Source organism: Microbacterium neungamense, assembly GCF_024971095.1.
GTDB lineage: Bacteria > Actinomycetota > Actinomycetes > Actinomycetales > Microbacteriaceae > Microbacterium > Microbacterium neungamense.
Genome location: NZ_CP069717.1, coordinates 1,566,962 through 1,589,130, shown reverse-complemented (window position 1 = coordinate 1,589,130; position 22,169 = coordinate 1,566,962). Strand labels below are relative to the sequence as shown.

24 protein-coding genes and 2 tRNA genes are annotated in these 22,169 nt (G+C 70.8%); 18 read left to right on the top strand and 8 right to left on the bottom strand.

Annotation, left to right across the window (positions count from 1 at the left end):
• Nucleotides 1–3: 3 nt before the first annotated feature.
• The 8 genes from rapZ to JSY13_RS07610 all read left to right on the top strand — a co-directional run bounded on the left by rapZ (nucleotide 4) and on the right by JSY13_RS07610 (nucleotide 6,529).
• Complete coding sequence (rapZ, locus tag JSY13_RS07645; RefSeq protein ID WP_259606136.1) at nucleotides 4–876, top strand: RNase adapter RapZ; 873 nt, start codon at nucleotides 4–6, stop codon at nucleotides 874–876.
• 68 nt (nucleotides 877–944) lie between these two features.
• Nucleotides 945–1,937, top strand: a complete 993-nt coding sequence (whiA, locus tag JSY13_RS07640) for a DNA-binding protein WhiA (RefSeq protein WP_259606135.1) — start codon at nucleotides 945–947, stop codon at nucleotides 1,935–1,937.
• A gap of 149 nt (nucleotides 1,938–2,086) precedes the next feature.
• Entirely contained in the window at nucleotides 2,087–2,713 is a 627-nt protein-coding gene (locus JSY13_RS07635) for a superoxide dismutase (RefSeq protein ID WP_259606134.1), read from the top strand.
• Between the two features lie 104 nt (nucleotides 2,714–2,817).
• On the top strand, nucleotides 2,818–3,822 hold the full coding sequence (gene gap, locus JSY13_RS07630; protein ID WP_259606133.1) for a type I glyceraldehyde-3-phosphate dehydrogenase: 1,005 nt from the start codon (nucleotides 2,818–2,820) through the stop codon (nucleotides 3,820–3,822).
• Between the two features lie 10 nt (nucleotides 3,823–3,832).
• Complete coding sequence (locus JSY13_RS07625; protein ID WP_259606132.1) at nucleotides 3,833–5,059, top strand: phosphoglycerate kinase; 1,227 nt, start codon at nucleotides 3,833–3,835, stop codon at nucleotides 5,057–5,059.
• Nucleotides 5,050–5,841: a triose-phosphate isomerase gene (gene tpiA, locus JSY13_RS07620; protein WP_259606131.1), complete on the top strand. Its 792-nt coding sequence runs from the start codon at nucleotides 5,050–5,052 to the stop codon at nucleotides 5,839–5,841. Before JSY13_RS07625 ends, tpiA begins: the two co-directional genes overlap by 10 nt.
• An 83-nt stretch (nucleotides 5,842–5,924) precedes the next feature.
• Complete coding sequence (gene secG / locus JSY13_RS07615; RefSeq protein ID WP_259606130.1) at nucleotides 5,925–6,173, top strand: preprotein translocase subunit SecG; 249 nt, start codon at nucleotides 5,925–5,927, stop codon at nucleotides 6,171–6,173.
• Nucleotides 6,173–6,529: an RNA polymerase-binding protein RbpA gene (locus JSY13_RS07610; RefSeq protein ID WP_259606129.1), complete on the top strand. Its 357-nt coding sequence runs from the start codon at nucleotides 6,173–6,175 to the stop codon at nucleotides 6,527–6,529. Before secG ends, JSY13_RS07610 begins: the two co-directional genes overlap by 1 nt.
• A gap of 346 nt (nucleotides 6,530–6,875) precedes the next feature.
• Here JSY13_RS07610 and JSY13_RS12485 read toward each other — a convergent pair whose 3' ends face one another.
• The 3 genes from JSY13_RS12485 to JSY13_RS07595 form a co-directional block, all read right to left on the bottom strand.
• Nucleotides 6,876–7,730 (bottom strand): SipW-dependent-type signal peptide-containing protein, encoded by an 855-nt coding sequence (locus tag JSY13_RS12485; protein ID WP_272653260.1) that lies wholly within the window; start codon nucleotides 7,728–7,730, stop codon nucleotides 6,876–6,878.
• Nucleotide 7,731: 1 nt separating this feature from the next.
• Entirely contained in the window at nucleotides 7,732–8,385 is a 654-nt protein-coding gene (locus JSY13_RS07600; RefSeq protein WP_259606128.1) for a SipW-dependent-type signal peptide-containing protein, read from the bottom strand.
• Nucleotides 8,386–8,578: 193 nt separating this feature from the next.
• Nucleotides 8,579–8,649: transfer RNA gene (locus tag JSY13_RS07595), tRNA-Gly, on the bottom strand.
• Nucleotides 8,650–8,762: 113 nt separating this feature from the next.
• Here JSY13_RS07595 and JSY13_RS07590 point away from each other — a divergent pair.
• The 10 genes from JSY13_RS07590 (at nucleotide 8,763) to clpX (ending at nucleotide 18,227) form a co-directional block, all read left to right on the top strand.
• Nucleotides 8,763–8,839 (top strand) — tRNA-Pro (locus JSY13_RS07590).
• Between the two features lie 78 nt (nucleotides 8,840–8,917).
• Nucleotides 8,918–10,432 carry a trigger factor gene (gene tig, locus JSY13_RS07585; protein ID WP_259606127.1) on the top strand — a complete coding sequence of 505 codons (1,515 nt, stop codon included), beginning with the start codon at nucleotides 8,918–8,920 and terminating at the stop codon, nucleotides 10,430–10,432.
• Nucleotides 10,433–10,497: 65 nt separating this feature from the next.
• On the top strand, nucleotides 10,498–10,989 hold the full coding sequence (locus JSY13_RS07580; protein WP_259606126.1) for a tetratricopeptide repeat protein: 492 nt from the start codon (nucleotides 10,498–10,500) through the stop codon (nucleotides 10,987–10,989).
• 81 nt (nucleotides 10,990–11,070) lie between these two features.
• Nucleotides 11,071–11,664 carry an ATP-dependent Clp protease proteolytic subunit gene (locus tag JSY13_RS07575; RefSeq protein WP_259606125.1) on the top strand — a complete coding sequence of 198 codons (594 nt, stop codon included), beginning with the start codon at nucleotides 11,071–11,073 and terminating at the stop codon, nucleotides 11,662–11,664.
• Between the two features lie 17 nt (nucleotides 11,665–11,681).
• Nucleotides 11,682–12,323 (top strand): ATP-dependent Clp protease proteolytic subunit, encoded by a 642-nt coding sequence (locus tag JSY13_RS07570; RefSeq protein WP_259606124.1) that lies wholly within the window; start codon nucleotides 11,682–11,684, stop codon nucleotides 12,321–12,323.
• 156 nt (nucleotides 12,324–12,479) lie between these two features.
• Entirely contained in the window at nucleotides 12,480–13,409 is a 930-nt protein-coding gene (locus tag JSY13_RS07565; protein WP_259606123.1) for a sugar-binding transcriptional regulator, read from the top strand.
• Nucleotides 13,406–14,407, top strand: coding sequence for a deoxyribose-phosphate aldolase (deoC, locus tag JSY13_RS07560; RefSeq protein WP_259606122.1), 1,002 nt, complete (start codon nucleotides 13,406–13,408; stop codon nucleotides 14,405–14,407). Before JSY13_RS07565 ends, deoC begins: the two co-directional genes overlap by 4 nt.
• A 14-nt stretch (nucleotides 14,408–14,421) precedes the next feature.
• Nucleotides 14,422–15,975: an aldehyde dehydrogenase family protein gene (locus tag JSY13_RS07555; protein WP_259606121.1), complete on the top strand. Its 1,554-nt coding sequence runs from the start codon at nucleotides 14,422–14,424 to the stop codon at nucleotides 15,973–15,975.
• Complete coding sequence (locus JSY13_RS07550; RefSeq protein WP_259606120.1) at nucleotides 15,972–16,835, top strand: aldehyde dehydrogenase family protein; 864 nt, start codon at nucleotides 15,972–15,974, stop codon at nucleotides 16,833–16,835. Before JSY13_RS07555 ends, JSY13_RS07550 begins: the two co-directional genes overlap by 4 nt.
• Before the next feature lie 123 nt (nucleotides 16,836–16,958).
• Nucleotides 16,959–18,227, top strand: a complete 1,269-nt coding sequence (gene clpX, locus JSY13_RS07545; protein ID WP_259606119.1) for an ATP-dependent Clp protease ATP-binding subunit ClpX — start codon at nucleotides 16,959–16,961, stop codon at nucleotides 18,225–18,227.
• Between the two features lie 41 nt (nucleotides 18,228–18,268).
• On the opposite strand, the gene JSY13_RS07540 is transcribed toward clpX, so the two are convergent.
• The 5 genes from JSY13_RS07540 to JSY13_RS07520 form a co-directional block, all read right to left on the bottom strand.
• A complete protein-coding gene (locus tag JSY13_RS07540) occupies nucleotides 18,269–19,051 on the bottom strand; it encodes a polyphosphate polymerase domain-containing protein (protein WP_259606118.1) in 783 nt (260 codons plus the stop codon).
• On the bottom strand, nucleotides 19,048–19,677 hold the full coding sequence (locus JSY13_RS07535; RefSeq protein ID WP_259606117.1) for a DUF4956 domain-containing protein: 630 nt from the start codon (nucleotides 19,675–19,677) through the stop codon (nucleotides 19,048–19,050). The genes JSY13_RS07540 and JSY13_RS07535 overlap by 4 nt, the downstream gene beginning before the upstream one ends.
• Nucleotides 19,678–19,754: 77 nt before the next feature.
• Entirely contained in the window at nucleotides 19,755–20,417 is a 663-nt protein-coding gene (locus JSY13_RS07530) for a response regulator transcription factor (protein WP_259606116.1), read from the bottom strand.
• Nucleotides 20,414–21,745, bottom strand: coding sequence for a sensor histidine kinase (locus JSY13_RS07525; protein ID WP_259606115.1), 1,332 nt, complete (start codon nucleotides 21,743–21,745; stop codon nucleotides 20,414–20,416). Before JSY13_RS07525 ends, JSY13_RS07530 begins: the two co-directional genes overlap by 4 nt.
• A 69-nt stretch (nucleotides 21,746–21,814) precedes the next feature.
• Nucleotides 21,815–22,153, bottom strand: coding sequence for a hypothetical protein (locus JSY13_RS07520; protein WP_259606114.1), 339 nt, complete (start codon nucleotides 22,151–22,153; stop codon nucleotides 21,815–21,817).
• Between the last annotated feature and the right edge of the window lie 16 nt (nucleotides 22,154–22,169).

Below are 22,169 nucleotides of genomic sequence, written 5' to 3'. Positions count from 1 at the left end.
GCGATGACCGCCGAGGAGAAGGGCGAGTTCCTGATCGTCACCGGGATGTCGGGAGCAGGCCGGACCACGGCGGCGAACGCCCTGGAGGACCTCGGCTGGTACGTGGTCGACAACCTGCCGCCGCAGATGCTGCGGCCGCTGCTCGACCTCACCGACATGGGCGGCGGCAGCCTGCCGAAGGTCGCCGCCGTGGTCGACGTCCGCGGGCGGAACCTCTTCGACGACTTCCCCGGCGTTGCCCGCGCGCTCCGCTCCCGCGGCTCGGTGAAGGTGCTCTTCCTGGACGCCTCGGACGACGTGCTGGTCCGCCGGTTCGAGTCGGTGCGGCGCCCGCATCCGCTGCAGGGCGACGGCACCCTGCTCGACGGCATCCGGATCGAGCGGCAGCGTCTCGCCCCCATCCGCGAGGCGGCCGACGTGCTCCTGGACACCTCCGGTCTGAACATCCACCAGCTGGCCACGCAGGTGTCCGAGCTGTTCTCCGAGGAGGGCGCGGCACGGCACAAGCTGACCATCCTCAGCTTCGGGTTCAAGTACGGCCTGCCCACGGACGTCGACCTCGTCGCCGACATGCGGTTCCTGCCGAACCCGTTCTGGAACGAAGACCTGCGCAACTTCACCGGTCAGGACGCCGCGGTGCGCGACTACGTGCTCGGCCAGGAGGGCGCCGGCGAGTTCCTCGACGCCTACGCGGCCGCGCTGCGTCCGGTGCTGGAGGGGTACCAGCGCGAGAACAAGAGCCATTCCACGGTCGCGATCGGATGCACCGGCGGCAAGCACCGCTCGGTCGCGACCGCGGAGGAGCTGGCACGGCGTCTGGCGAGCGTGCCCGGGGTGGCCGTGAGCGTGCGGCACCGCGACCTCGGCAAGGAGTAGCGGAGCCGTCCGGCCTTGTAGGCTATTCCCTTGCGTCGCGATCCGACGCGCAAGCGTGAGGGAGTTCCGTGGCACTAACCACCGACGTCAAGGCAGAACTGGTCAGCATCCGCAACGCACCCCCGACGGTGCGCGTCGCGGAGGTGACCACCATCCTCCGGTTCGCCGGCGGCCTGCACTCCATCGCGGGGCGCGTGGCGGTCGAGGCCGAGGTGGATGCCGAGACGCTGGCGCGGCGGGTCGCGCGCGATCTCGCCGAGATCTACGGCGTGCGCCCGGAGATCGCCCAGGTGAAGTCCGGCGGATCCACGCCGGGCGCCGCGAACGAGGGCGCGCGCTGGGCCGTGCGGGTGATCGGTGCAGGGGAGACCCTGGCGCGTCAGACCGGTCTGCTCGACCCGCGCCGTCGTCCGGTCCGCGGTCTGCCGAACCGGCTCACCACCGGCTCGCGCGAGGAGCTCGCGGGCATCTGGCGTGGCGCGTTCCTCGCCGCCGGTTCGCTGAGCGAGCCGGGCCGCTCGGCCGTGCTCGAGGTCTCCTGCCCGTCCGGCGAGGCTGCGATGGCCCTCGTCGGCGCCGCGCACCGCCTCGGCGTGACCGCCAAGGCCCGCGAAGTGCGCGGTCTGCCGCGCGTCGTCGTGCGCGAGGGCGAGGCCATCCGCGCGATCCTCAGCATCATGGGCGCCCGCCGCACCGCCGCCGCCTGGGAGGAGATGCGCCAGCGCCGCGAGGTGCGCGCCGGCGTGAACCGGCTGGTGAACTTCGACGACGCGAACCTGCGCCGCTCCGCCCAGGCCGCCGTCGCGGCCTGCGCCCGCGTGGAGCGCGCCCTCGAGATCCTCGGCGACGACGTCCCCGAGCACCTGCGGATGGCCGGCAACCTGCGCCTCGCGCACCGCGACGCCAGCCTCGACGAGCTCGGCCACCACGCCGACCCGCCGCTCACCAAGGACGCCGTGGCCGGCCGCATCCGCCGCCTGCTCGCCATGGCGGACAAGCGCGCGCAGCAGGAGGGCATCCCCGGCACCGAGGCCGCCGTGCCCGCCGGCCTCGACGACTGATCCGCCCGGCCGATCCCGTCACACGGGGAAGGAACCCCTTCCCTCCCGCGTTGCCGTCACTAGGATGTGAGAAGACCGCTCTGCGAAGCACTTCGGCTCGCAGACGATCGCAAGCGCCGCGGGCGCGGCGCGGATTGGATGATATCGACATGGCGACATACACGCTCCCGGACCTTCCGTACGACTACGCGGCGCTCGAGCCGCACATCAGCGCGAAGATCATGGAACTGCACCATGACAAGCACCACGCCGCGTACGTCGCAGGCGCCAACACCGCCCTCGAACAGCTCGCCGAGGCCCGCGAGAGCGGCAACCTGGCGAACGTGAACAAGCTCGAGAAGGACCTCGCGTTCAACCTCGGCGGCCACGTCAACCACTCGATCTTCTGGACCAACCTGTCGCCGGAGGGCGGCGGGCAGCCCGAGGGCGAGCTCAAGGCCGCGATCGACGAGTTCTTCGGCTCCTTCGAGAAGTTTCAGGCGCACTTCACCGCCGCCGCCACGGGCATCCAGGGCTCGGGCTGGGCCGTGCTCAGCTGGGACCCGATCGGTGCGCGCCTGATCATCCAGCAGCTGTTCGACCAGCAGTCGAACACCGCGCAGGGCACCATCCCCCTGTTCCAGCTGGACATGTGGGAGCACGCGTTCTACCTCGACTACCTGAACGTCAAGGCGGATTACGTCAAGGCGGCGTGGAACATCGCCAACTGGCAGAACGTCGCTCAGCGGTTCGAAACAGCCCGCGAGAAGACCTCGGGCCTGCTGGTACTGTCATAAACAAGACGGGCGTCCCGACGGGCCACCGCCCGTCGGGACGCCGTTGTCCATATATCCCCCTGAATAGAACGCGCATCTCGCGCACGAGACACAGGAGAATCTGAGTGTCTGTCAAGATCGGTATCAACGGCTTCGGTCGTATCGGACGCAACTACTTCCGCGCCGCACTCGCACAGGGTGCGGACCTCGACATCGTCGCGGTCAACGACCTCACTGACAACAAGACGCTGGCGCACCTCCTCAAGTACGACTCCGTGACCGGGCGCCTGGATGCCGACGTGACCTACGACGAGGAGAGCATCACCGTCGACGGCAAGGTCATCAAGGCCTTCGCGGAGCGCGACCCCGCCAACCTGCCGTGGGGCGAGCTCGGCGTCGACATCGTGATCGAGTCCACCGGCTTCTTCACCAACGCGGATGCCGCGCGCAAGCACATCGAGGCCGGCGCCAAGAAGGTGCTCATCTCCGCACCCGCCACCGGCGAGGACGCCACCTTCGTGATGGGCGTGAACGAGGACACCTACGACCCGGAGAAGCACAACATCATCTCCAACGCCTCGTGCACCACGAACTGCCTCGCCCCGCTGGCGAAGGTCTTCAACGACGCCTTCGGCATCGAGAACGGCCTGATGACCACGGTCCACGCCTACACCGCCGACCAGAACCTGCAGGACGGCCCGCACAAGGACCTCCGCCGCGCCCGCGCCGCGGCGATCAACATCGTCCCGACCTCGACCGGCGCGGCCAAGGCCATCGGCCTGGTCCTGCCCGAGCTCAAGGGCAAGCTCGACGGCTTCGCGCTGCGCGTGCCCGTCCCCACCGGGTCGATCACCGACCTCACCGTCACCACCTCGCGCCCGGTCACCGCCGACGAGGTGAAGGCCGCGTACAAGGCCGCCGCGGAGGGCCCGCTCAAGGGCATCCTGAAGTACACCGAGGACGACATCGTCTCGAGCGACATCGTCACCGACCCGTACTCCTCGATCTTCGACGCCGGACTGCTGCGCGTCCTGGGCAACCAGGTCAAGCTGTCCGCCTGGTACGACAACGAGTGGGGCTACTCGAACCGCCTGGTCGACCTCACCGAGTACGTCGCCGAGCGTCTCTGAGCCGTACGCTATGAGCCTGCGAACCCTTGAATCCCTGACGGGAGACGCCGGGTCGCTGGAGGGCAAGCGCGTCATCGTCCGCTGTGACCTCAACGTCCCGCTGCGGGACGGGGTCATCACGGACGATGGACGTGTCCGCGCCTCCCTGCCGACCCTGAACGCCCTCATCAACGCGGGAGCCCGCGTCATCGTGTGCTCGCACCTCGGCCGGCCCGACGGCGCGCCCGACCCGCAGTACAGCCTTGCGCCGGTCGCGCAGCGACTGTCCGAGCTGCTCGGCAAGCCGGTCGCCTTCGCCCGTGACACGGTCGGCGAGTCCGCGCGCGAGGCGGTCGCCGCGCTCGAGGACGGCGACGTCGTCGTGCTCGAGAACCTGCGGTTCAACCCCGGCGAGACGTCGAAGGACGACGGCGAGCGACAGGCCTTCGCGGCACAGCTGGCCGAGCTCGGCGACGCGCTCGTCTCCGACGGGTTCGGCGTGGTGCACCGCAAGCAGGCGAGCGTCTACGACCTCGCGCAGCTGCTGCCGTCCGCTGCTGGACTGCTGATCGCCGCCGAGCTGGACGTGCTCGACCGGCTCACCGAGAAGCCGGAGCGCCCGTACACGGTCGTGCTCGGCGGATCGAAGGTCAGCGACAAGCTCGGCGTCATCTCGCACCTGCTGCCGCGGGTCGACCGGCTCCTGATCGGCGGCGGCATGCTGTTCACCTTCCTCGCGGCGGAGGGCCACGCCGTGGCATCCAGCCTCCTCGAGCAGGACCAGCTGGAGACCGTGCGCGGCTACATCGCGGAGGCGAAGGAGCGCGGCGTGGAGCTCGTGCTCCCCACCGACGTCGTGGTCGCGTCGGCGTTCGCCGCGGATGCCGAGCACGAGGTGGTCGCCGCGGATGCCATCGAGCAGAGCTCGTTCGGTGCCTCCGGCATCGGCCTGGACATCGGCCCGGAGACCGCCGCCCGCTTCGCCGACGCGATCCGCGACTCGAAGACGGTGTTCTGGAACGGCCCGATGGGCGTGTTCGAGTTCCCCGCCTTCGCGGCGGGCACGAAGGCGGTCGCGAAGGCCCTCACCGAGGTCGACGGCCTGGCCGTCGTCGGCGGCGGCGACTCCGCGGCAGCCGTGCGCCAGCTCGGCTTCGCGGACGACGAGTTCGGACACATCTCGACGGGCGGAGGGGCCAGCCTCGAGTTCCTGGAAGGCAAGAAGCTCCCCGGACTGGAGGTCCTCGGATGGCAGTGAGCAGCCGCGTCCCGCTGATCGCGGGCAACTGGAAGATGAACCTCGACCACCTGCAGGCGGTCGCCACGGTGCAGAAGCTGCACTGGACGCTCAAAGAGGCGGGGCATGAGGACGGCTCGGTGGAGGTGGCGGTGTTCCCGCCTTTCACCGACATCCGCAGCGTGCAGACGCTCATCGACGCCGACAAGATCCCGTTCGCGCTCGGCGCGCAGGACCTGTCCGCGCACGACTCGGGCGCGTACACCGGCGAGGTCTCCGGTGCGTTCCTCGCGAAGCTCGACGTGAAGTACGTCATCATCGGGCACTCCGAGCGCCGCGAGTACCACCGGGAGACCGACGAGGTCGTCAACGCGAAGGTCAAGGCCGCGCTGAAGCACGGCCTGGTGCCGGTCATCTGCGTCGGCGAGACGGCGGAGGACCTGGAGAAGCACGGCGCGAGCGCCGTCCCGGCGGCACAGCTCGAGGCCGCCCTCCAGGGTGTGCCCGCCTCCGCGGACATCGTCGTGGCGTACGAGCCGGTGTGGGCGATCGGGTCCGGTCAGGCGGCGACCCCGCAGCAGGCCCAGGAGGTCTGCGCCGCGCTGCGGAAGGTCATCGCCTCGGTGCTCGACGAGGATGCCGCGGCACGCACCCGCATCCTCTACGGCGGATCCGTGAAGGCCGCGAACATCGCCTCGTTCATGCGCGAGCCCGATGTGGACGGCGCTCTCGTCGGAGGAGCCAGCCTCGTGGTCGACGATTTCGCGGCCATCGTCCGCTTCGAGAAGCACGTCGGCGTCTGAGTGTGCGGCGGGGCTCCGGCCCCGCCGCCCCGTATACTTGACCGTTACGCGGGCCGAACGGCCCGGTCGAAAGGCTTTCACTCGTGCCAGTTCTTGAGTTCGTGCTGCAGGTGCTGCTGGGCATCACCAGCGTCCTGCTGACCCTCCTCATCCTTCTCCACAAAGGCCGCGGCGGCGGGCTGTCGGACATGTTCGGCGGCGGCATGTCCGCGGCGGTCGGCTCGTCCGGCCTCGCCGAGCGGAACCTGAACCGGTTCACGGTGGTGCTCGCGCTGCTGTGGTTCGTGTCCATCGTCGCCCTCGGGCTCATCACGAAGTTCCAGGTGATCTGATGGCCACCGGAGGGAACGCGATCCGCGGCACCCGAGTCGGCTCCGGGCCGATGGGCGAGCAGGACCACGGCTATCACGCCGACCGCATCGCGGTGTCGTATTGGGATGCCCTGGGCAACGAGACCGTCCGCTACTTCGCGGCCGGCCTGCCCGAGGAGGAGATCCCGGACGTCATCGACCACCCGCACTCGGGCCTCCCGGCCGGGCGGGACAAGGACAATCCGCCGGCGCTGGCGAAGGCCGAGCCGTACAAGACGCACCTCGCGTACGTGAAGGAGCGTCGCACCGAGGAGGAGGCCGAGCAGCTCCTCCAGGATGCGCTGAACCAGCTGCGCGCGCGGCGAGGGCAGGCCTGACGCCCCGCTGATCGAGCATCGGAACGGGCCCCCGAGGAACCTCGGGGGCCCGTTCGCGTCAGGCCGTACTCGGCGTTCGCCTGCGTGTACCCGGCGACGCCGGACGGCACCCGCCAGGAGATGGTGATGGTCGGCGCGAGCGCGAGGAGCCCGGGATCCGTCACGCAGCCCGGCGAGCGCGAGCTCACCGGCTCCGGCACGTTCAGCGCGGTGAACGTCGCCGAGGCCGCGTGCTCGGCATCCGTGAACGCGGCATCCGTCACCTCCGTGCGGGCCGCGGCCTGCGCGCCGGATGCCGAGAAGGCGAGGAGCACGAGACCCGCCACCGCGGCGGGAAGACCGCGCTTCATGAGCGGCCTCCGCGGTCCGGCCGCCGCAGGACGAGCAGCGCCAGCCCTGCGAGGAGCAGCGCGCCGCCGCCGAGCGCCCAGGGAGCGAGCGGGGGTGGGCCGGTGACGGCGAGGTCGCCGCCTGGGGCGATCGCGGCGGACTCCCCGGCGCCGTGCGCGTGCACGCGCAGCCGGGTGCTGCCGCCGCTTCCGGATACCAGGGCGACGGTGAGCCGCAGGCGGGCGACCTCGTCGTCGCGGATCCGGGTCAGCGGCACCTCGGCGCCGTCGAGCGGAACCCGCCACTCGGTCCGGATCGGCAGCGCGCCGGCCGGGCATCCGCTGATCCCCCACGCGGCTTCGCAGCGGTGCACGGCGACGGTGAGTGCGGCGTCGCCGGCCGCGCTGACGCCGATCAGCACCGTCCCGGGGTCCGGCGCGTCCGCGCTCACCGTCACGTCCCAGTGCACGGGGCGGCCGGGCACCAGCCGGGAGGCGGCATCCCAGTCCGCCACCGAGACGAGGCGCAGCACGTCGCCCTGCACCACTTCGGTCGCCGGCGCCGCCCACGCGGGCGTGGGGGACAGGAGCGCCGCGACGACCGCGGCACCGGCGAGCACCCGTGCCGCTCTCATGCCGACGCCCCGTTCCCGTCGCTCCGAGGACGAGCCCGCGCCGGACCGCGCGGCCAGAAGGCCCAGACGACCAAGGCGGCCGGCCGTGAAGGTCGCGCTGCCATGCTCGGTGTCGTTCCACGCCGCGAGCGTGGCCGCGGCACCCACACCGAGCACCAGGCCGCCCGCGAGGAGCGCCTGGATGCGGCGGAAGCGCAGCCGCCTCGCCTCCCGCCGGCCTCTGCGGGTGCGTGTCATGTCAGTCCGCGGTCGAGGTGGCGGTGAACTTCCACGTCGCGGTCGCCGAGGCGCCCTGAGTGATGCCCTCGCCGGCCGTCACCGCGAAGCAGAGCTGCACGGCGGTCCCGGGCGCACCCGCGGCGGCCCCCTTGGTCAGCGGCACCGAGGTCGCCCCCGTCTGCGCGCTCAGCGTGCTCCCGGAGGCGATGAGCGTGCCGGCAGCGGTCGCGTCGCAGGTCGCGGCGGGGGCGATGGCGCGCACCGTGTACGAGAGGTTCGCCTCGTTGCCGCCGGTGCCGGCAGTGGTCCCGTCCGGCACGAGCGTGGCGTCGTTCGTGGTCGTCTCGTCCAGGCGCACCCAGAACGGCGCGTACACGACGTCGCCGGGCGACATCGCGGCGGCGGTCTCGGGCAGCTGGAAGACCAGGCTCGCGGCGGCGTCGCCGTTGTCGACGTTGTGGTCGCCGTAGGACGCGTTGAAGCGCCCTGTCGTCGACCCCTCGAGGTTGAACGAGCCGGCGGTGAACGTGCCGGTCGCGAACTCCGAGTCGTTCCACGCCGCGAGCGTCACGGCCGCGCCGACGCCGAGCACGAGGCCGCCGGCGAGGACGGCGAGAACCTTGCGTCGTCGAGTGGATGTCAGTGCCGCCCCCGCGGCAGTCCGGTGCTCCATGGAGCATCCCCCTTCCGAATCACTCGGGTGATGCGCACCGAGTCGGGTCAGCGTATTGGTATATCGCGAGGAGGCGAACCGGATTTGCCGGGACTGCATAAACGGGCAGCCGATTTGGGACGCGGCGGCTGTGGAACGTCTTCGATCCTGATGTGCAAAGGCCCCGCCGTGCGGCGGGGCCTTTGCACATCAGAGGGGGCGACGGGAATCGAACCCGCACCACCAGTTTGGAAGACTGGGGCTCTACCATTGAGCTACGCCCCCGGACCGGAATCCGGCGCCGGCCGTCTGCCGGCCGACCGATCAAGCATAGCGGACGGGGCGCGGCCTCCCGTCCGTTAGACTCGTGGAGGCCGTTCCCGTGCGCGCGGGTTCACCGGGGCGTAGCTCAGCTTGGTAGAGCGCCCGCTTTGGGAGCGGGAGGTCGCAGGTTCAAATCCTGTCGCCCCGACCACGGAATCCAGACCCACCACGGAATCCAGACTTCACGACCGCGTCGTCTGCGCGGAAACCACAAGGAGAACACACCAGCATGGCCAACAGCACCGTCGAGAAGCTGTCCCCGACTCGGGTGAAGCTCAGCATCACGGTCACCCCCGAGGACCTCAAGCCCAGCATCCAGCACGCCTACGAGCACATCGCCCGCGACGTGCAGATCCCGGGCTTCCGCAAGGGCAAGGTCCCCGCGCCGATCATCGACCAGCGCATCGGCCGCGGCGCCGTGATCGAGCACGCCGTGAACGAGGGCCTCGACGGCTTCTTCCGTGCCGCAGCCGCCGAGCACAACGTGCGCATGGTCGGCCGTCCCACCGCTGACATCACGCAGTGGCCGAGCGAGAAGGACTTCTCGGGCGACCTGCTCGTCGACATCGAGGTCGACGTCCGCCCGGAGATCGAGCTCCCCGACCTGTCGGACATCACCGTCACCGTCGACGCCGTCGAGGCCGACGAGGCGGCGGTCGACGCCGAGCTGGACCGCCTGCGCGCGCGCTTCGGCACGCTGATCCCGGTCGACCGCCCGGCCGCCAAGGGCGACTTCGTCGAGCTCGACCTGACCGCGTCGATCGACGGCGCCGAGATCGACCGCGCCGACGGCGTCTCCTACGAGGTGGGCTCGGGTGAGCTGCTCGAGGGCATCGACGAGGCGATCGAGTCCCTCACCGCAGGCGAGCAGACCACGTTCCGCTCCAAGCTCGTCGGCGGCGACCACGCCGGCGAGGAGGCCGAGGTCTCCGTCACCGTCAAGGCCGTCAAGGAGCGCGACCTCCCCGAGGCCGACGACGACTTCGCGCAGATGGCCAGCGAGTTCGACACCCTCGCCGAGCTGCGCGCCAGCCTCGCCGAGCGCGTCGCCCAGCAGGGCGTCTTCGCCCAGGGCGCCGCCGCCCGCGACAAGCTCATCGAGACCCTTCTCGAGCAGATCGAGATCCCGGTGCCGCCCCAGCTCATCGAGGACGAGGTGCACAGCCACCTCGAGGGCGAGGGCCGTCTCGAGGACGACGAGCACCGTGCCGAGGTCACCGAGGCCAGCGAGAAGCAGTTCCGCACCCAGGTGCTGCTCGACGCGATCGCCGAGGACGCCAAGGTGCAGGTGTCGCAGGAGGAGCTCAGCCAGTACCTGATCCAGTCCGCCGCGCAGTACGGCATGGCGCCGCAGGAGTTCGTCGAGGCGCTGCAGTCGGCCAACCAGCTGCCCGCGCTGATCGGCGAGGTCGCCCGCAACAAGGCGCTCGCGGTCGCGCTCAGCAAGGTGAAGGTCGTCGACACCGCCGGCAAGGACGTCGACCTGTCCGAGTTCATCGGCGACATCGATGAGGCCGAGGACGAGGCCGCGGACGCCGAGGCCGCCGACGCCGAGAAGGCCGAGGAGAAGCCCGCGAAGAAGGCTCCGGCGAAGAAGGCTCCGGCGAAGAAGGCCGCCGCGAAGAAGGACGAGGCCGCCGACGCCGAGAAGGCGGAGGAGAAGCCCGCGAAGAAGGCTCCGGCGAAGAAGGCTCCGGCGAAGAAGGCCGCCGCGAAGAAGGACGAGGCCGACAAGGCCGAGTGATCGCGGATCATTCACGGAAGGGCGGATGCTGCGGCATCCGCCCTTCCCCGTTCCCGGAAGGACCCGTGCCGGACTGGCAGCAGCGGATCGACGCGATCTGGGCAGACGACGCGCTGACCGACCTCGAGCGCATCGCGCGCATCGATGCCCTCGCGGCCGAGGCCCCGGACGAGGCGCACGCGGCGTTCGAACGCGCGGGCGCCCGCGATTCGGCGGGCCTGGAGTCCGAGACGGAGCCGCTCTACCGTCGCGCGCTCGATCTCGGCGCGCTCGATCTCGGCCTGCCCGAAGACCTGCGCGCGCAGGCCGTGATCCAGCTGGCGAGCACGCTGCGCAACCTCGGCCGCGTCGCCGAGAGCCTCGAGCTGCTGGCGGCGGAGCGCGAACGCGGCGGTCCGCTCGCGGATGCGGCATCCGCGTTCTACGCCCTCGCGCTCGCCTCCGCGGGGGATCCGCTGGCCGCGGCTTCCGTCGCCCTGGAGGCCCTTGCACCCCACCTGCCGCGGTACACGCGGTCCGTGACCGGATACGCCCGGGAGCTCCGTCCGCCACGCTGATATGCCGACGGCGAACACGACCGGCCGTCCGTGTTGTCGCCGGTAGATTCGAATCACCGAAACACGGAAACAGGAGCTGACATGGCTGCAGAACCCCTCGTCGCGACGAGTGTCTTCGACAGGCTGCTGAAGGACCGCATCATCTGGCTCGGATCCGAGGTGCGCGATGAGAACGCCAACGAGATCTGCGCGAAGATCCTCCTTCTCGCCGCAGAGGACCCCGAGAAGGACATCTACCTCTACATCAACTCGCCCGGCGGCTCGATCACCGCGGGCATGGCCATCTACGACACCATGCAGTTCGTGCCGAACGACATCGTCACGGTCGGCATCGGCATGGCGGCCTCGATGGGCCAGCTGCTGCTGACCAGCGGCACCAAGGGCAAGCGGTACATCACGCCGAACGCCCGCGTGCTGCTGCACCAGCCGCACGGCGGCTTCGGCGGCACCGCGAGCGACATCCAGACGCAGGCGCAGCTCATCCTCTCGATGAAGAAGCGCCTCGCCGAGATCACCGCCGCCCAGACCGGCAAGACCGTGGAGCAGATCAACGCCGACGGCGACCGCGACCGCTGGTTCACCGCCGAGGAGGCGCTCGAGTACGGCTTCGTCGACCACATCCGCGAGCACGCCCGCGACGTGTCCGGCGGCGGCGGCACGGCGGCGGCGAACTGAGGCAGGAGAGGACCTACATGTACACACCCACCTTCCGCGCCGCCGGGAACCTTCCCCAGAGCCGGTACATCCTTCCCCAGTTCGAGGAGCGCACGGCCTACGGCTTCAAGCGCCAGGACCCCTACAACAAGCTGTTCGAGGACCGCGTGATCTTCCTCGGCGTGCAGGTCGACGACGCCTCCGCGGACGACGTCATGGCCCAGCTGCTCGTCCTGGAGAGCCAGGACTCCGAGCGTGACATCACGATGTACATCAACTCTCCCGGCGGCTCGTTCACGGCGATGACCGCGATCTACGACACCATGCAGTACGTGGCGCCGCAGATCCAGACCGTGGTGCTCGGGCAAGCGGCGTCGGCGGCGGCCGTGCTGCTGGCCGCCGGCACGCCGGGCAAGCGACTGGCGCTGCCGAACGCCCGCGTGCTGATCCACCAGCCGGCGATGGGCGAGGCCGGGCACGGCCAGGCATCCGACATCGAGATCCAGGCCGCGGAGATCATGCGCATGCGCACCTGGCTGGAGGAGACCCTGGCCAAGCACACGCACAAGACCGCCGAGGAGGTCAACCGCGACATCGACCGCGACAAGATCCTCTCGGCCGAGGACGCCCGCGCCTATGGCATCGTCGACCAGGTGCTGACCAGCCGCAAGCGCGCCTGAGCGCTGCGTTCCCGCGAAGGGCGGTCCCGGTTCGCCGGGGCCGCCCTTCGTCGTCCCCGCCGCAGATGCGCACCACCACAGGCATCCGCTGCTCATCTGAGCATCGCCATGCGCGTGTGCCGGATTCCTCCTACCCTGGAGGGGAAGGAGGAAGCCGTGGACGACGAGCTGCTCTCGGTGCGCGTGGCCGAGCTCTACTACGACGAGGGCAAGACCCAGGACGAGATCGGCGCCCTGCTCGGCATCTCACGGTGGAAGGCGGGACGGCTGCTCACCCAGGCGCGGGAGCGCGGGATCGTGCGGATCGAGATCGTGCATCCGCGGGCGCGTCGCCTCGGGCTCGAGCGCGAGCTGTCGGACCGCTTCGCTCTGACGGATGCCGTGGTGGTGCCGGCCTCCGAGGACGACGAACTGGCGCGCGTCGCCCAGGCCGCCGCCGACCACCTCGCCGCGTCGCGTCCCGTGCCGCGCACCCTCGCCGTGAGCTGGGGCCGCACCTTGACCGCGGTCGCCGAGGCGCTGCCGTACGGCTGGGCGAACGGCGTCACCGTCGTGCAGGCGAACGGGGGAGTGAGCCTCAACCGGCGCTCCGGCGGGGCCGCGAGCCTCGCCGCGACCATCGCTCAGCGGGCATCCGGACAGGTGGTGCTGCTGCCGAGCCCCGCGATCCTGGAGCGCGTCGAGACCAAACGGGCCATCGAAGCGGACCGCACCGTCGCGGCCATCCTCGATCAGGCCGCCCACGCCGACGCCTTCCTCTTCTCGGCCGGTCCCGCCGACCGCACCTCCGCGCACGTCGAGCACGGCTACCTCACCGCGGAGGACGTCGCCGAGCTCGCCCGTCGCGGCGCCGTCGGGGACCTGCTGGGCCGGTATGTCGACGCCGACGGCAACATCGTCGACCCCGCCCTCGACGCCCGCACGGTCGGCATCGACCTGGACCGCCTGCGCGCGGCCCGCCGTGCGGTGTTCGTCACCGCGGGGGCCGCGAAGCACGACATCGCGCGTACAGTCGTCAGCAACGGCCTGTGCACCGCGATCATCACCGACGAGAACACCGCCCGAGCACTGCTGGAGGAACGATGACGACCAAGGAACTCACCCGCCGCGGCGTGGTCGACGTGCTGGGCGGTGAGCCCGACGACGCGACCCTGCGGCGGTTCCTGCACGGTCTCCCCGGCGTCGACGCCGTGGGCCTGGAGCAGCGCGCGGCCGCACTCGGCACGCGCTCCATCAAGACGACCTCGAAGGCGTGGGCGCTGGACAGGATCATCTCGCTGATCGACCTCACCACCCTGGAGGGCGCCGACACCGCAGGCAAGGTGCGCTCGCTCGTCTCAAAGGCGAAGACGCCGGATGCCTCGGACCCCAGCTGCCCGCGCGTGGCGGCGGTCTGCGTGTACGGGGACATGGTGGGGCACGCGGTCGAAGCCCTCGGGGCGCTGCACGGCGACCCGGACGACGGTCTCATCGCGGTGGCGGCCGTCGCCACCGCCTTCCCGTCGGGCCGTGCGTCGCTGGACATCAAGCTCGCCGACACCGCGGATGCCGTCGCCGCCGGCGCCGACGAGATCGACATGGTGATCGACCGCGGCGCGTTCCTGGAGGGCCGCTACGGCCTCGTGTTCGACCAGATCGCCCGGGTGAAGGAGGCGTGCCGCCGGCCGGACGGCACCTACGCGTCCCTCAAGGTGATCATGGAGACCGGCGAGCTGAACACGTACGACAACATCAAGCGCGCCTCGTGGCTGTCGATCCTCGCCGGCGGCGACTTCATCAAGACCTCCACCGGCAAGGTGCAGCCCGCCGCGACGCTGCCGACCACGCTGCTGATGCTCGAGACCGTCCGCGACTGGCACCGGTTCACCGGCGAGCGGATCGGCGTGAAGCCCGCAGGCGGCATCCGCTCGTCCAAGGACGCGATCAAGTACCTCGTGACCGTCGCCGAGACCGCGGGCGAGGAATGGCTGCAGCCGCACCTGTTCCGCTTCGGCGCGTCGAGCCTGCTCAACGACGTGCTGCTGCAGCGCCAGAAGATCACCACCGGCCACTACTCCGGCCCCGACTACCTCACCATCGACTGACAAGGATCACGGACATGTCGTTCCTGGAATACGCTCCGGCCCCCGAGTCGAAGGCGATCCTCAACCTCCGCGACAGCTACGGACTGTTCATCGACGGCGAGTTCGTCGACGGCACGGGTCCCAGCTTCCTCACCATCTCGCCGTCGGACGAGAGCCGCATCGCCGAGATCGCCGGTGCGAGCGAGGCGGACGTGGACCGCGCGGTCGCCGCGGCCCGCCGCGCCTACGACCGGGTGTGGTCGAAGATGAGCGGGCGCGATCGCGGGAAGTACCTGTTCCGCATCGCCCGGCTGGTGCAGGAGCGCTCCCGTGAGCTCGCCGTCGCCGAGAGCCTCGACAACGGCAAGCCGATCAAGGAGAGCCGCGACGTCGACGTGCCCCTGGTCGCATCGTGGTTCTTCTACTACGCCGGCTGGGCCGACAAGCTCGACTATGCGGGCCTCGGCGCCAACCCGCGCGCCCTCGGCGTGGCGGGCCAGGTCATCCCCTGGAACTTCCCGCTGCTGATGCTGGCGTGGAAGGTCGCCCCCGCTCTGGCCGCCGGGAACACGGTGGTGCTGAAGCCGGCGGAGACGACGCCGCTGACCGCACTGATCTTCGCCGAGATCCTGCAGCAGGCCGACCTGCCCGCGGGCGTCGTGAACATCGTCACCGGCGCGGGCGCGACCGGTGCGGCCGTGGTGCGGCATCCGGACGTCGACAAGGTCGCGTTCACCGGGTCGACCGCGGTCGGGCGCGACATCGCCAAGGCCGTGGCCGGCACCCCCAAGAAGGTGACGCTCGAGCTGGGCGGCAAGGCGGCGAACATCGTCTTCGACGACGCGCCGATCGACCAGGCGGTGGAGGGCATCGTCAACGGCATCTTCTTCAACCAGGGTCACGTGTGCTGCGCGGGCAGCCGGCTGCTGGTGCAGGAGTCGATCCACGACGAGGTCCTCGACCGGCTGAAGCACCGCCTGTCCACTCTGCGCCTCGGCGATCCGCTGGACAAGAACACCGACATCGGGGCGATCAACTCCGCCGAGCAGCTCGCCCGCATCCGCGAGCTGAGCGACATCGGCGAGGCGGAGGGCGCGCAGCGCTGGACCGCGGACTGCGTGATCCCGGAGAAGGGGTTCTGGTTCGCGCCGACGATCTTCACCGGCGTCGAGGCCTCGCACCGGATCGCGCGCGACGAGGTGTTCGGCCCGGTGCTGTCCGTGCTCACCTTCCGCACCCCGGCGGAGGCGGTCGCGAAGGCGAACAACACCCCCTACGGCCTTTCCGCGGGGATCTGGTCGGACAAGGGCTCCCGCATCCTCGCGGTCGCGGACCGGCTGCGCGCGGGCGTGGTCTGGGCGAACACGTTCAACCGGTTCGACCCGGCGAGCCCGTTCGGCGGCTACAAGGAGTCCGGGTACGGGCGCGAGGGCGGCCGTCACGGGCTGACCGCCTACCTGAAGGGCGCCGCGCCGGCCGGGACCCCGGTCCTCGAACGCGCGAAGAGGGCCGCCACCCCGGTCGTCGAGCGAGCGAAGCGAGACGAGACGCGCCGAACCCGTTCCGCGAAGAAGGGAGCATCCGCATGACCGCGCGACTGAGTGTGCCGAAGACGTACAAGCTCGCCATCGGCGGGGCGTTCCCGCGCAGCGAGTCCGGCCGCACCTTCGAGGTGCGCACCGCCAAGGGGGCGTTCCTCGCGAACGCCGCGAAGGCCTCGCGGAAGGATGCCCGTGACGCCGTGGTCGCCGCCCGCGCGGCGGTGAAGGGCTGGTCCGCTGCGACCGCGTACAACCGCGGGCAGGTGCTGTACCGGGTCGCGGAGATCCTGGAGGGGCGCCGAGCGCAGTTCATCGACGAGATCACCGCGCAGGAAGGCGTGTCCGCCGCGGCGGCGGCCGCCCAGGTGGACGCCGCGATCGACCTGTGGGTCTGGTACGCCGGATGGTGCGACAAGTACGCCCAGGTGGCCGGCAACGCGAACCCGGTCGCCGGTCCCTACTTCAACATCTCGGTGCCCGAGCCGACCGGCGTGGTGGCGATCGTCGCCCCGCAGGACACCGCGCTGCTCGGACTGGTCGCGGTCGTCGCGCCGGCCCTGGTGGCGGGGAACACGGTGGTCGCGATCGCCAGCGAACGGTTCCCGCTGTCGGCCATCAGCCTGGCCGAGGTGCTCGCCACCAGCGACGTGCCCGGGGGAGTGGTGAACGTGCTCACCGGCTCGCCGGCGGAGATCGCGCCCTGGCTGGCCTCGCATGCCGACGTCAACGCCCTGGACCTCGCCGGGGCGGGGGAACTGGACTGGGTCGACCTCGAGATCGCCGCGGCGGACACGCTGAAGCGGGTGCTGCCGCCTGTCGCCGGCACCGCCGACGTGGACGCCTCCCCGCAGCGGATCACGGCGTTCGTGGAGACGAAGACGGTGTGGCACACCAAGAGCATGGTGTGAGGCGGATGCGGGGAAGCCGCTCGACTCCCCGTCCGCGGACACCGGGGCGCGCCAATCCGCCCCGGTGTCCGATGCAGCGATTAGGCTCGAAGGACGATCTCAGAATCGTTGAGGAGGACGGGCATGGCACGCATCGGTGAGAGCGCCGACATGTTCAAGTGCTCATTCTGCGGAAAGAGCCAGAAGCAGGTGCAGCAGCTGATCGCCGGTCCCGGCGTGTACATCTGCGACGAGTGCGTCGAGTTGTGCAACGAGATCATCGAGGAGCGGATGGCGGAGGCCGGCGACGGCCCCATCGCGGACTTCGACCTCCCCAAGCCGCGTGAGATCTACGCCTTCCTCGAGGAGTACGTCGTCGGCCAGGAGGCCGCCAAGCGCGCGCTGTCAGTCGCCGTCTACAACCACTACAAGCGCGTCCGCGCCCGCGGCACGCTGGTGCCCGCCGAGCAGAAGGCCAACGAGGTCGAGATCGCGAAGAGCAACATCCTGCTCATCGGCCCGACCGGGTGCGGCAAGACCTACCTGGCGCAGACGCTCGCGAAGCGGCTGAACGTGCCGTTCGCCGTCGCCGACGCCACTGCGCTCACCGAGGCGGGGTACGTCGGTGAGGACGTCGAGAACATCCTGCTCAAGCTCATCCAGGCGGCCGACTACGACGTCAAGCGCGCCGAGACGGGCATCATCTACATCGACGAGGTCGACAAGATCGCCCGCAAGGCGGAGAACCCGTCGATCACCCGCGACGTCTCCGGGGAGGGCGTGCAGCAGGCGCTGCTGAAGATCCTCGAGGGCACCGTGGCTTCGGTCCCCCCGCAGGGCGGACGGAAGCACCCGCACCAGGAGTTCCTGCAGATCGACACCACGAACGTGCTGTTCATCGTCGCCGGGGCCTTCGCCGGGCTCGAGGACATCGTGTCGTCGCGGGTGGGCAAGCATGGCGTCGGCTTCGGGGCACCGTTGCACGACAAGGGCAAGGACCTCGACCTGTTCAGCGAGGTGCTGCCGGAGGACCTGCACAAGTTCGGCCTCATCCCCGAGTTCATCGGCCGCCTTCCGGTCGTCGCTTCGGTGACCCCGCTCGACCAGGACGCCCTGATCGACATCCTCACCGGCCCGCGCAACGCCCTGGTCAAGCAGTACCAGCGGATGTTCGAGCTCGACGGCGTGCAGCTGGAGTTCGAGGAGGACGCGCTGCGCTCGATCGCCGACCTCGCGGTCGCCCGCAAGACCGGCGCGCGCGGCCTTCGCGCCATCCTCGAGGACGTCCTCGGCCCGATCATGTTCGAGATCCCGTCCGCCGATGACGTCGCCAAGGTCATCGTGACCAAGGCATCCGTCGACGAAGGGGCGCCCCCGACCGTCGTCCTCGAGCGCAAGCGCAAGAGCGCCTGACCCCGGATCGGCGGGCCCGAACGGGCCGGCCGGCGATGCGGTCACCGCGTCTCCTGGTCGACGGGCGGCGGCGGATCGAGCGTAGGCGGCAGAAGGCTCCAATAGGTGCGGCGGAGGCGGGCCCAGTCGTTGCCGGGCAGCTGCGGGTACAGGATCGACGCGGCTAGGCAGTACTTGCTCACACGGTGGGGGCGGATGCCCGCGCGCACCAGCATCCGGTCCAGGTCGGACGCGCCCGCCGGCGTCTTGGTCTCGACCAGGATGTCGTCAGGGCCGGTGATGCGCCGCTCCGCCGTGCCGAACTCGAGGTCGGCGTCGAGGGTGATCCGCTGGTCGCCGAGCACCAGGGTCGAGCGGCGGTACAGGGTGTGCAGCACGGGTCGCAGCTGCGCGGCATCCATTCCGGTGATCCTGCTCACGAACGCCTGCCCCGCTTCGTCCTGCTGCCACGGCACCGCGGGGTCCCACGCGATCCGATGCTTGACCGTGAGATCCCTGGCTCCCTTCGTCTTCACCTCGAGCACGTCCCCGCCGGAGTCGCAGTAGGTGCGGGTGCGCACCTTGAAGCGGTGCCGGCGCCGTTGAACATGCTGGCGGAAGAAGTCGAACCGCTCGGTGTCGAGGTACACAGTCCAGTAGCGGAAGCGGTTCCGCCCGGCGATGCGCAGGATGCGGGCCTCGGTCCCCAGGGCGGCGATGAGCTCGGCGAGCGTGTCCCTCGGGACGAAGTACTTCCGATCCACCCGGTTCATCAGCGCCGCCTGCGCGTTCAGCTCCGGCAGCGAGATCGGCGGCAGGGCGCCCAGCACCTCGGCGAGGATCACGCGAGCGCCTCCTCCGGCATCCGCTCCGTTCGCGCGATGGCGGGCCGGCTCCCGGTGCCGCCTCGGACGGATGCCGGCCGCGCGGCGCGGACGCGATAGCGGACATCGACGAGCGTGGTGTCCCGGACCAGATCGAGGTCCCGTACCTCCACGCGCAGCACCGAGGCGTCGAGCAGCCGGGTGACGGCGTCGGTCAGCTGACGCTCGTCGGTGTACGCCCGGTCCAGCACGAGCGTGTGATGACGGGTCCGCGCGGCGGTCCATCGACTGTCCGCGACCAGCATCACCCCGAGCATGAGCGCCGACAGCGCGGGGGTCATCCACTCCGGCGCGGGCCGGAGCCCCGCCAGCAGACCGAGGGCGAGGGCGACGAAGTAGTACGCGATCTCCTGCTGCGTGATCTGATCGGAGCGCAGCCGGATGATCGACAGGATGCCGAACAGCCCCATGCCGAGGCCGACGCTCACCGGGACCGAGCTCATCGCGATGGTCACTGCGAGCACACCGACATTCAGCGCGACGTAGGACAGCAGCAGGTCGCGTCGCCGGTGCCGCCGGAAATACAGCGCGTAGGCGAGGAGGACGATCGCGACGAGATCGGTCAGGATCGGGACGAGCAGGGACATGGCGGACTCCTTCGTGACGATCCTTCGATGCTCACCGGCCGCGATGAGGTCCTCGTGAGCACTGGATGAGAGAGAGTTCACATGCAGCGCAGACGGTAACCCGCGCCGCGCACCGTCTCGATCCGCTCGGCCCCGATCTTGCCCCGCAGGTACCGGATGTAGACGTCGACGACGTTCGATCCCGGGTCGAAATCGAACTCCCACACCCGGCTCAGCAGCTGCTGCCGCGAGAGCACCTCCTCCGGATGCCGCAGGAAGGTCTCGAGCAGCGCGAACTCCCGCGCGGTCAGGTCGACGCTGCGGCCGTCGGCAACCGCGCGGCGGGTGCGGAGATCCAGGGACAGCTCACCGGAGCGCAGCACGACCGCCTCGGCCGGCGCGGCGGATGCCAGCCGCAGCCGGATCCGCGCGAGCAGCTCGTCGAACGCGAACGGCTTGCGCATGTAGTCGTCGGCGCCGCCGGACAGCCCCGCCACGGTGTCCTCCACGGCGTCGCGCGCGGTGAGGATGATGATCGGCAGATCCACGCGCTCCGAGCGCAGCTGGCGCAGCACGCTGAACCCGTCGAGGCCCGGCAGGCCGATGTCGAGCACCATCAGGTCGAAGCCGCCACTCCGGGCGAACTCCACCGCGGACCCGCCGTCCGTGACCGTCTCGCAGCGGAATCCGTTCGCGCGCAGGCCCTTCTCCACGAAGGAGGCGATGCGCTCCTCGTCCTCGGCGATGAGGATGCGGTTCACGGTGCGGGCTCCCTTCTCGGCAGGTCCAGGGTGAAGACGGCACCCTCGCCCGGACGGGAGCGCACATGCACCTCGCCACCGTGCGCCTCCGCGATCCGTGTGACGATCGCCAGGCCCAGGCCGCTGCCCGGCCCGTGGTGCGGCCCGGGTCCGCGAGCGAACCTCTCGAAGATCCGCTCCTGGTCGGTCTCGGGGATGCCGGGGCCGGTGTCGCGCACCCACAGCCGCACGCGTGCCGGGCCGGCCTCGCCGCCGAGGGCGATGGTGTCCTCCTCGCCGGTGTGGGCGACGGCGTTGGCGGCGAGCTGGAGCAGCGCCTGGGTGAGGCGCTGCCCGTCCGCGCGGATGGCGCCCTCCGGCACCGCATCGAGCGCCCACACGCGCGGCGCCATCGCGGATGCCTTCGCCAGGGTCTCCACCACGAGATCGGTGAGGTCGACGGCAGTGGTGGTGAGGAATCCGGGGCTCTCGCTGCGGGCGAGCAGGATCAGCTCGTCGACGAGACGGGACATCCGCTCAAGTTCGTCGGTGACGAGCCGGAGGGTCTGCGCACGCTCCTGCGGGTCGTCGCCCATCAGCTCGAGATGCCCGCGGATCACCGTAATCGGGGTGCGCAGTTCGTGTCCGGCATCATCGAGGAATCGGCGCTGCCCGTCGAACGCGGCCTGCACGCGGTCCAGCATCCGGTTGAACGTCTGCGCGAGCTGGGCCGCGTCGTCGGAACCGACCACCTCGATGCGCCGGGTGAGGTCGCTGCCGTCGATGCGGGCCGCCGTCTCGCGCACCTCCCGGATGGGGGTGAGAGCACGTCCGGCGACGAACCAGCCGACCGCGGCCGCGATCGCGAGCGCGATCAGTCCGGCCGCAGCCATGGTGAGCACGGTCGACCAGGTGCGCGCCTGCGCGGGGCCGAGGAATTCGGCGACCACGAGCACCCCGCGGGAGGAGTCCCCGTCGATCCGGACGGGCAGGGCGGCGTACATGACGGGGCCGGCCGGCGTCTCCTCACGGCCCCACACCGGCCGCTCGGCATCGGCCGCGGTGCGGATCAGGGTGTCGTCGGTGTCCAGCCGGGCCGGTGGGGCGGTGCCGCTGCGCCGATCGGCCCGGCCGTCCACGACGCTGAAGAACGTCTCGTGCTGCTCGGGCACGTTGTGCGCGAGGTACCGGGTGAGCAGGGTCCGCGCATCCGTGAAGCCGGCGCCCGTCGCGGGGTCGGCTCCTTCCGCGAAGGCGCGCAGCTTGGCGGCCTCGTGGCCGAGCTCGGCCGCCGCGTCGCTTCGATGCGGGTGAACAGTGTCCTCGCGGTCACCAGGACGATGGCGCACAGCGCGATCGCGACGACGAGGAGCGTCCAGGCGAGGATCCGCGTGCGCACGGTCAGCGCACGGCGCCCGTCACTCCGCGGAGTCATCGTCGTCGCCGTCGTCCTGGTCCGGCTCCCGGCCGTCGTCGTCGTCGCCTCCGGCATCCTGCGGCGGAGCGGGCGGCACGGTCTGCGCCGGGCCGACGGGCGCGGTGTCGCCCGGGGATTGCCCGCCGGGCGCCGGATCGCCGGGCGCCGGATCGCCGGGGGCCGGGGGAGGTGCCGACGGGGTCATGGATGGCGCGGGGGTGAGCGTGATCGCCGGTCCGAGATCCGGCTCCGGCTCGCCGAAGCCCCGGTCCGCCGCCCACCACGCCCCGAGCAGGAGCACGGCGCCGACCGGGAGGGAGAGGTACGCCCAGCGTGCCATGGCTCCAGTCTGGCCG

Excerpts from the sequence above, each read along its gene's own strand:
- rapZ (WP_259606136.1), top strand. The coding sequence starts at position 4 with ATGACCGCCGAGGAGAAGGGCGAGTTCCTGATCGTCACCGGGATGTCG.
- JSY13_RS07555 (WP_259606121.1), top strand. The coding sequence starts at position 14,422 with ATGTCGTTCCTGGAATACGCTCCGGCCCCCGAGTCGAAGGCGATCCTC.
- JSY13_RS07550 (WP_259606120.1), top strand. The coding sequence starts at position 15,972 with ATGACCGCGCGACTGAGTGTGCCGAAGACGTACAAGCTCGCCATCGGC.
- deoC (WP_259606122.1), top strand. The coding sequence starts at position 13,406 with ATGACGACCAAGGAACTCACCCGCCGCGGCGTGGTCGACGTGCTGGGC.
- JSY13_RS07570 (WP_259606124.1), top strand. The coding sequence starts at position 11,682 with ATGTACACACCCACCTTCCGCGCCGCCGGGAACCTTCCCCAGAGCCGG.
- JSY13_RS07520 (WP_259606114.1), bottom strand. The coding sequence starts at position 22,153 with ATGGCACGCTGGGCGTACCTCTCCCTCCCGGTCGGCGCCGTGCTCCTG.
- JSY13_RS07575 (WP_259606125.1), top strand. The coding sequence starts at position 11,071 with ATGGCTGCAGAACCCCTCGTCGCGACGAGTGTCTTCGACAGGCTGCTG.
- JSY13_RS07600 (WP_259606128.1), bottom strand. The coding sequence starts at position 8,385 with ATGGAGCACCGGACTGCCGCGGGGGCGGCACTGACATCCACTCGACGA.
- tig (WP_259606127.1), top strand. The coding sequence starts at position 8,918 with ATGGCCAACAGCACCGTCGAGAAGCTGTCCCCGACTCGGGTGAAGCTC.
- JSY13_RS07535 (WP_259606117.1), bottom strand. The coding sequence starts at position 19,677 with ATGTCCCTGCTCGTCCCGATCCTGACCGATCTCGTCGCGATCGTCCTC.
- JSY13_RS07610 (WP_259606129.1), top strand. The coding sequence starts at position 6,173 with ATGGCCACCGGAGGGAACGCGATCCGCGGCACCCGAGTCGGCTCCGGG.
- tpiA (WP_259606131.1), top strand. The coding sequence starts at position 5,050 with ATGGCAGTGAGCAGCCGCGTCCCGCTGATCGCGGGCAACTGGAAGATG.
- JSY13_RS07625 (WP_259606132.1), top strand. The coding sequence starts at position 3,833 with ATGAGCCTGCGAACCCTTGAATCCCTGACGGGAGACGCCGGGTCGCTG.
- JSY13_RS12485 (WP_272653260.1), bottom strand. The coding sequence starts at position 7,730 with ATGACACGCACCCGCAGAGGCCGGCGGGAGGCGAGGCGGCTGCGCTTC.
- clpX (WP_259606119.1), top strand. The coding sequence starts at position 16,959 with ATGGCACGCATCGGTGAGAGCGCCGACATGTTCAAGTGCTCATTCTGC.
- JSY13_RS07635 (WP_259606134.1), top strand. The coding sequence starts at position 2,087 with ATGGCGACATACACGCTCCCGGACCTTCCGTACGACTACGCGGCGCTC.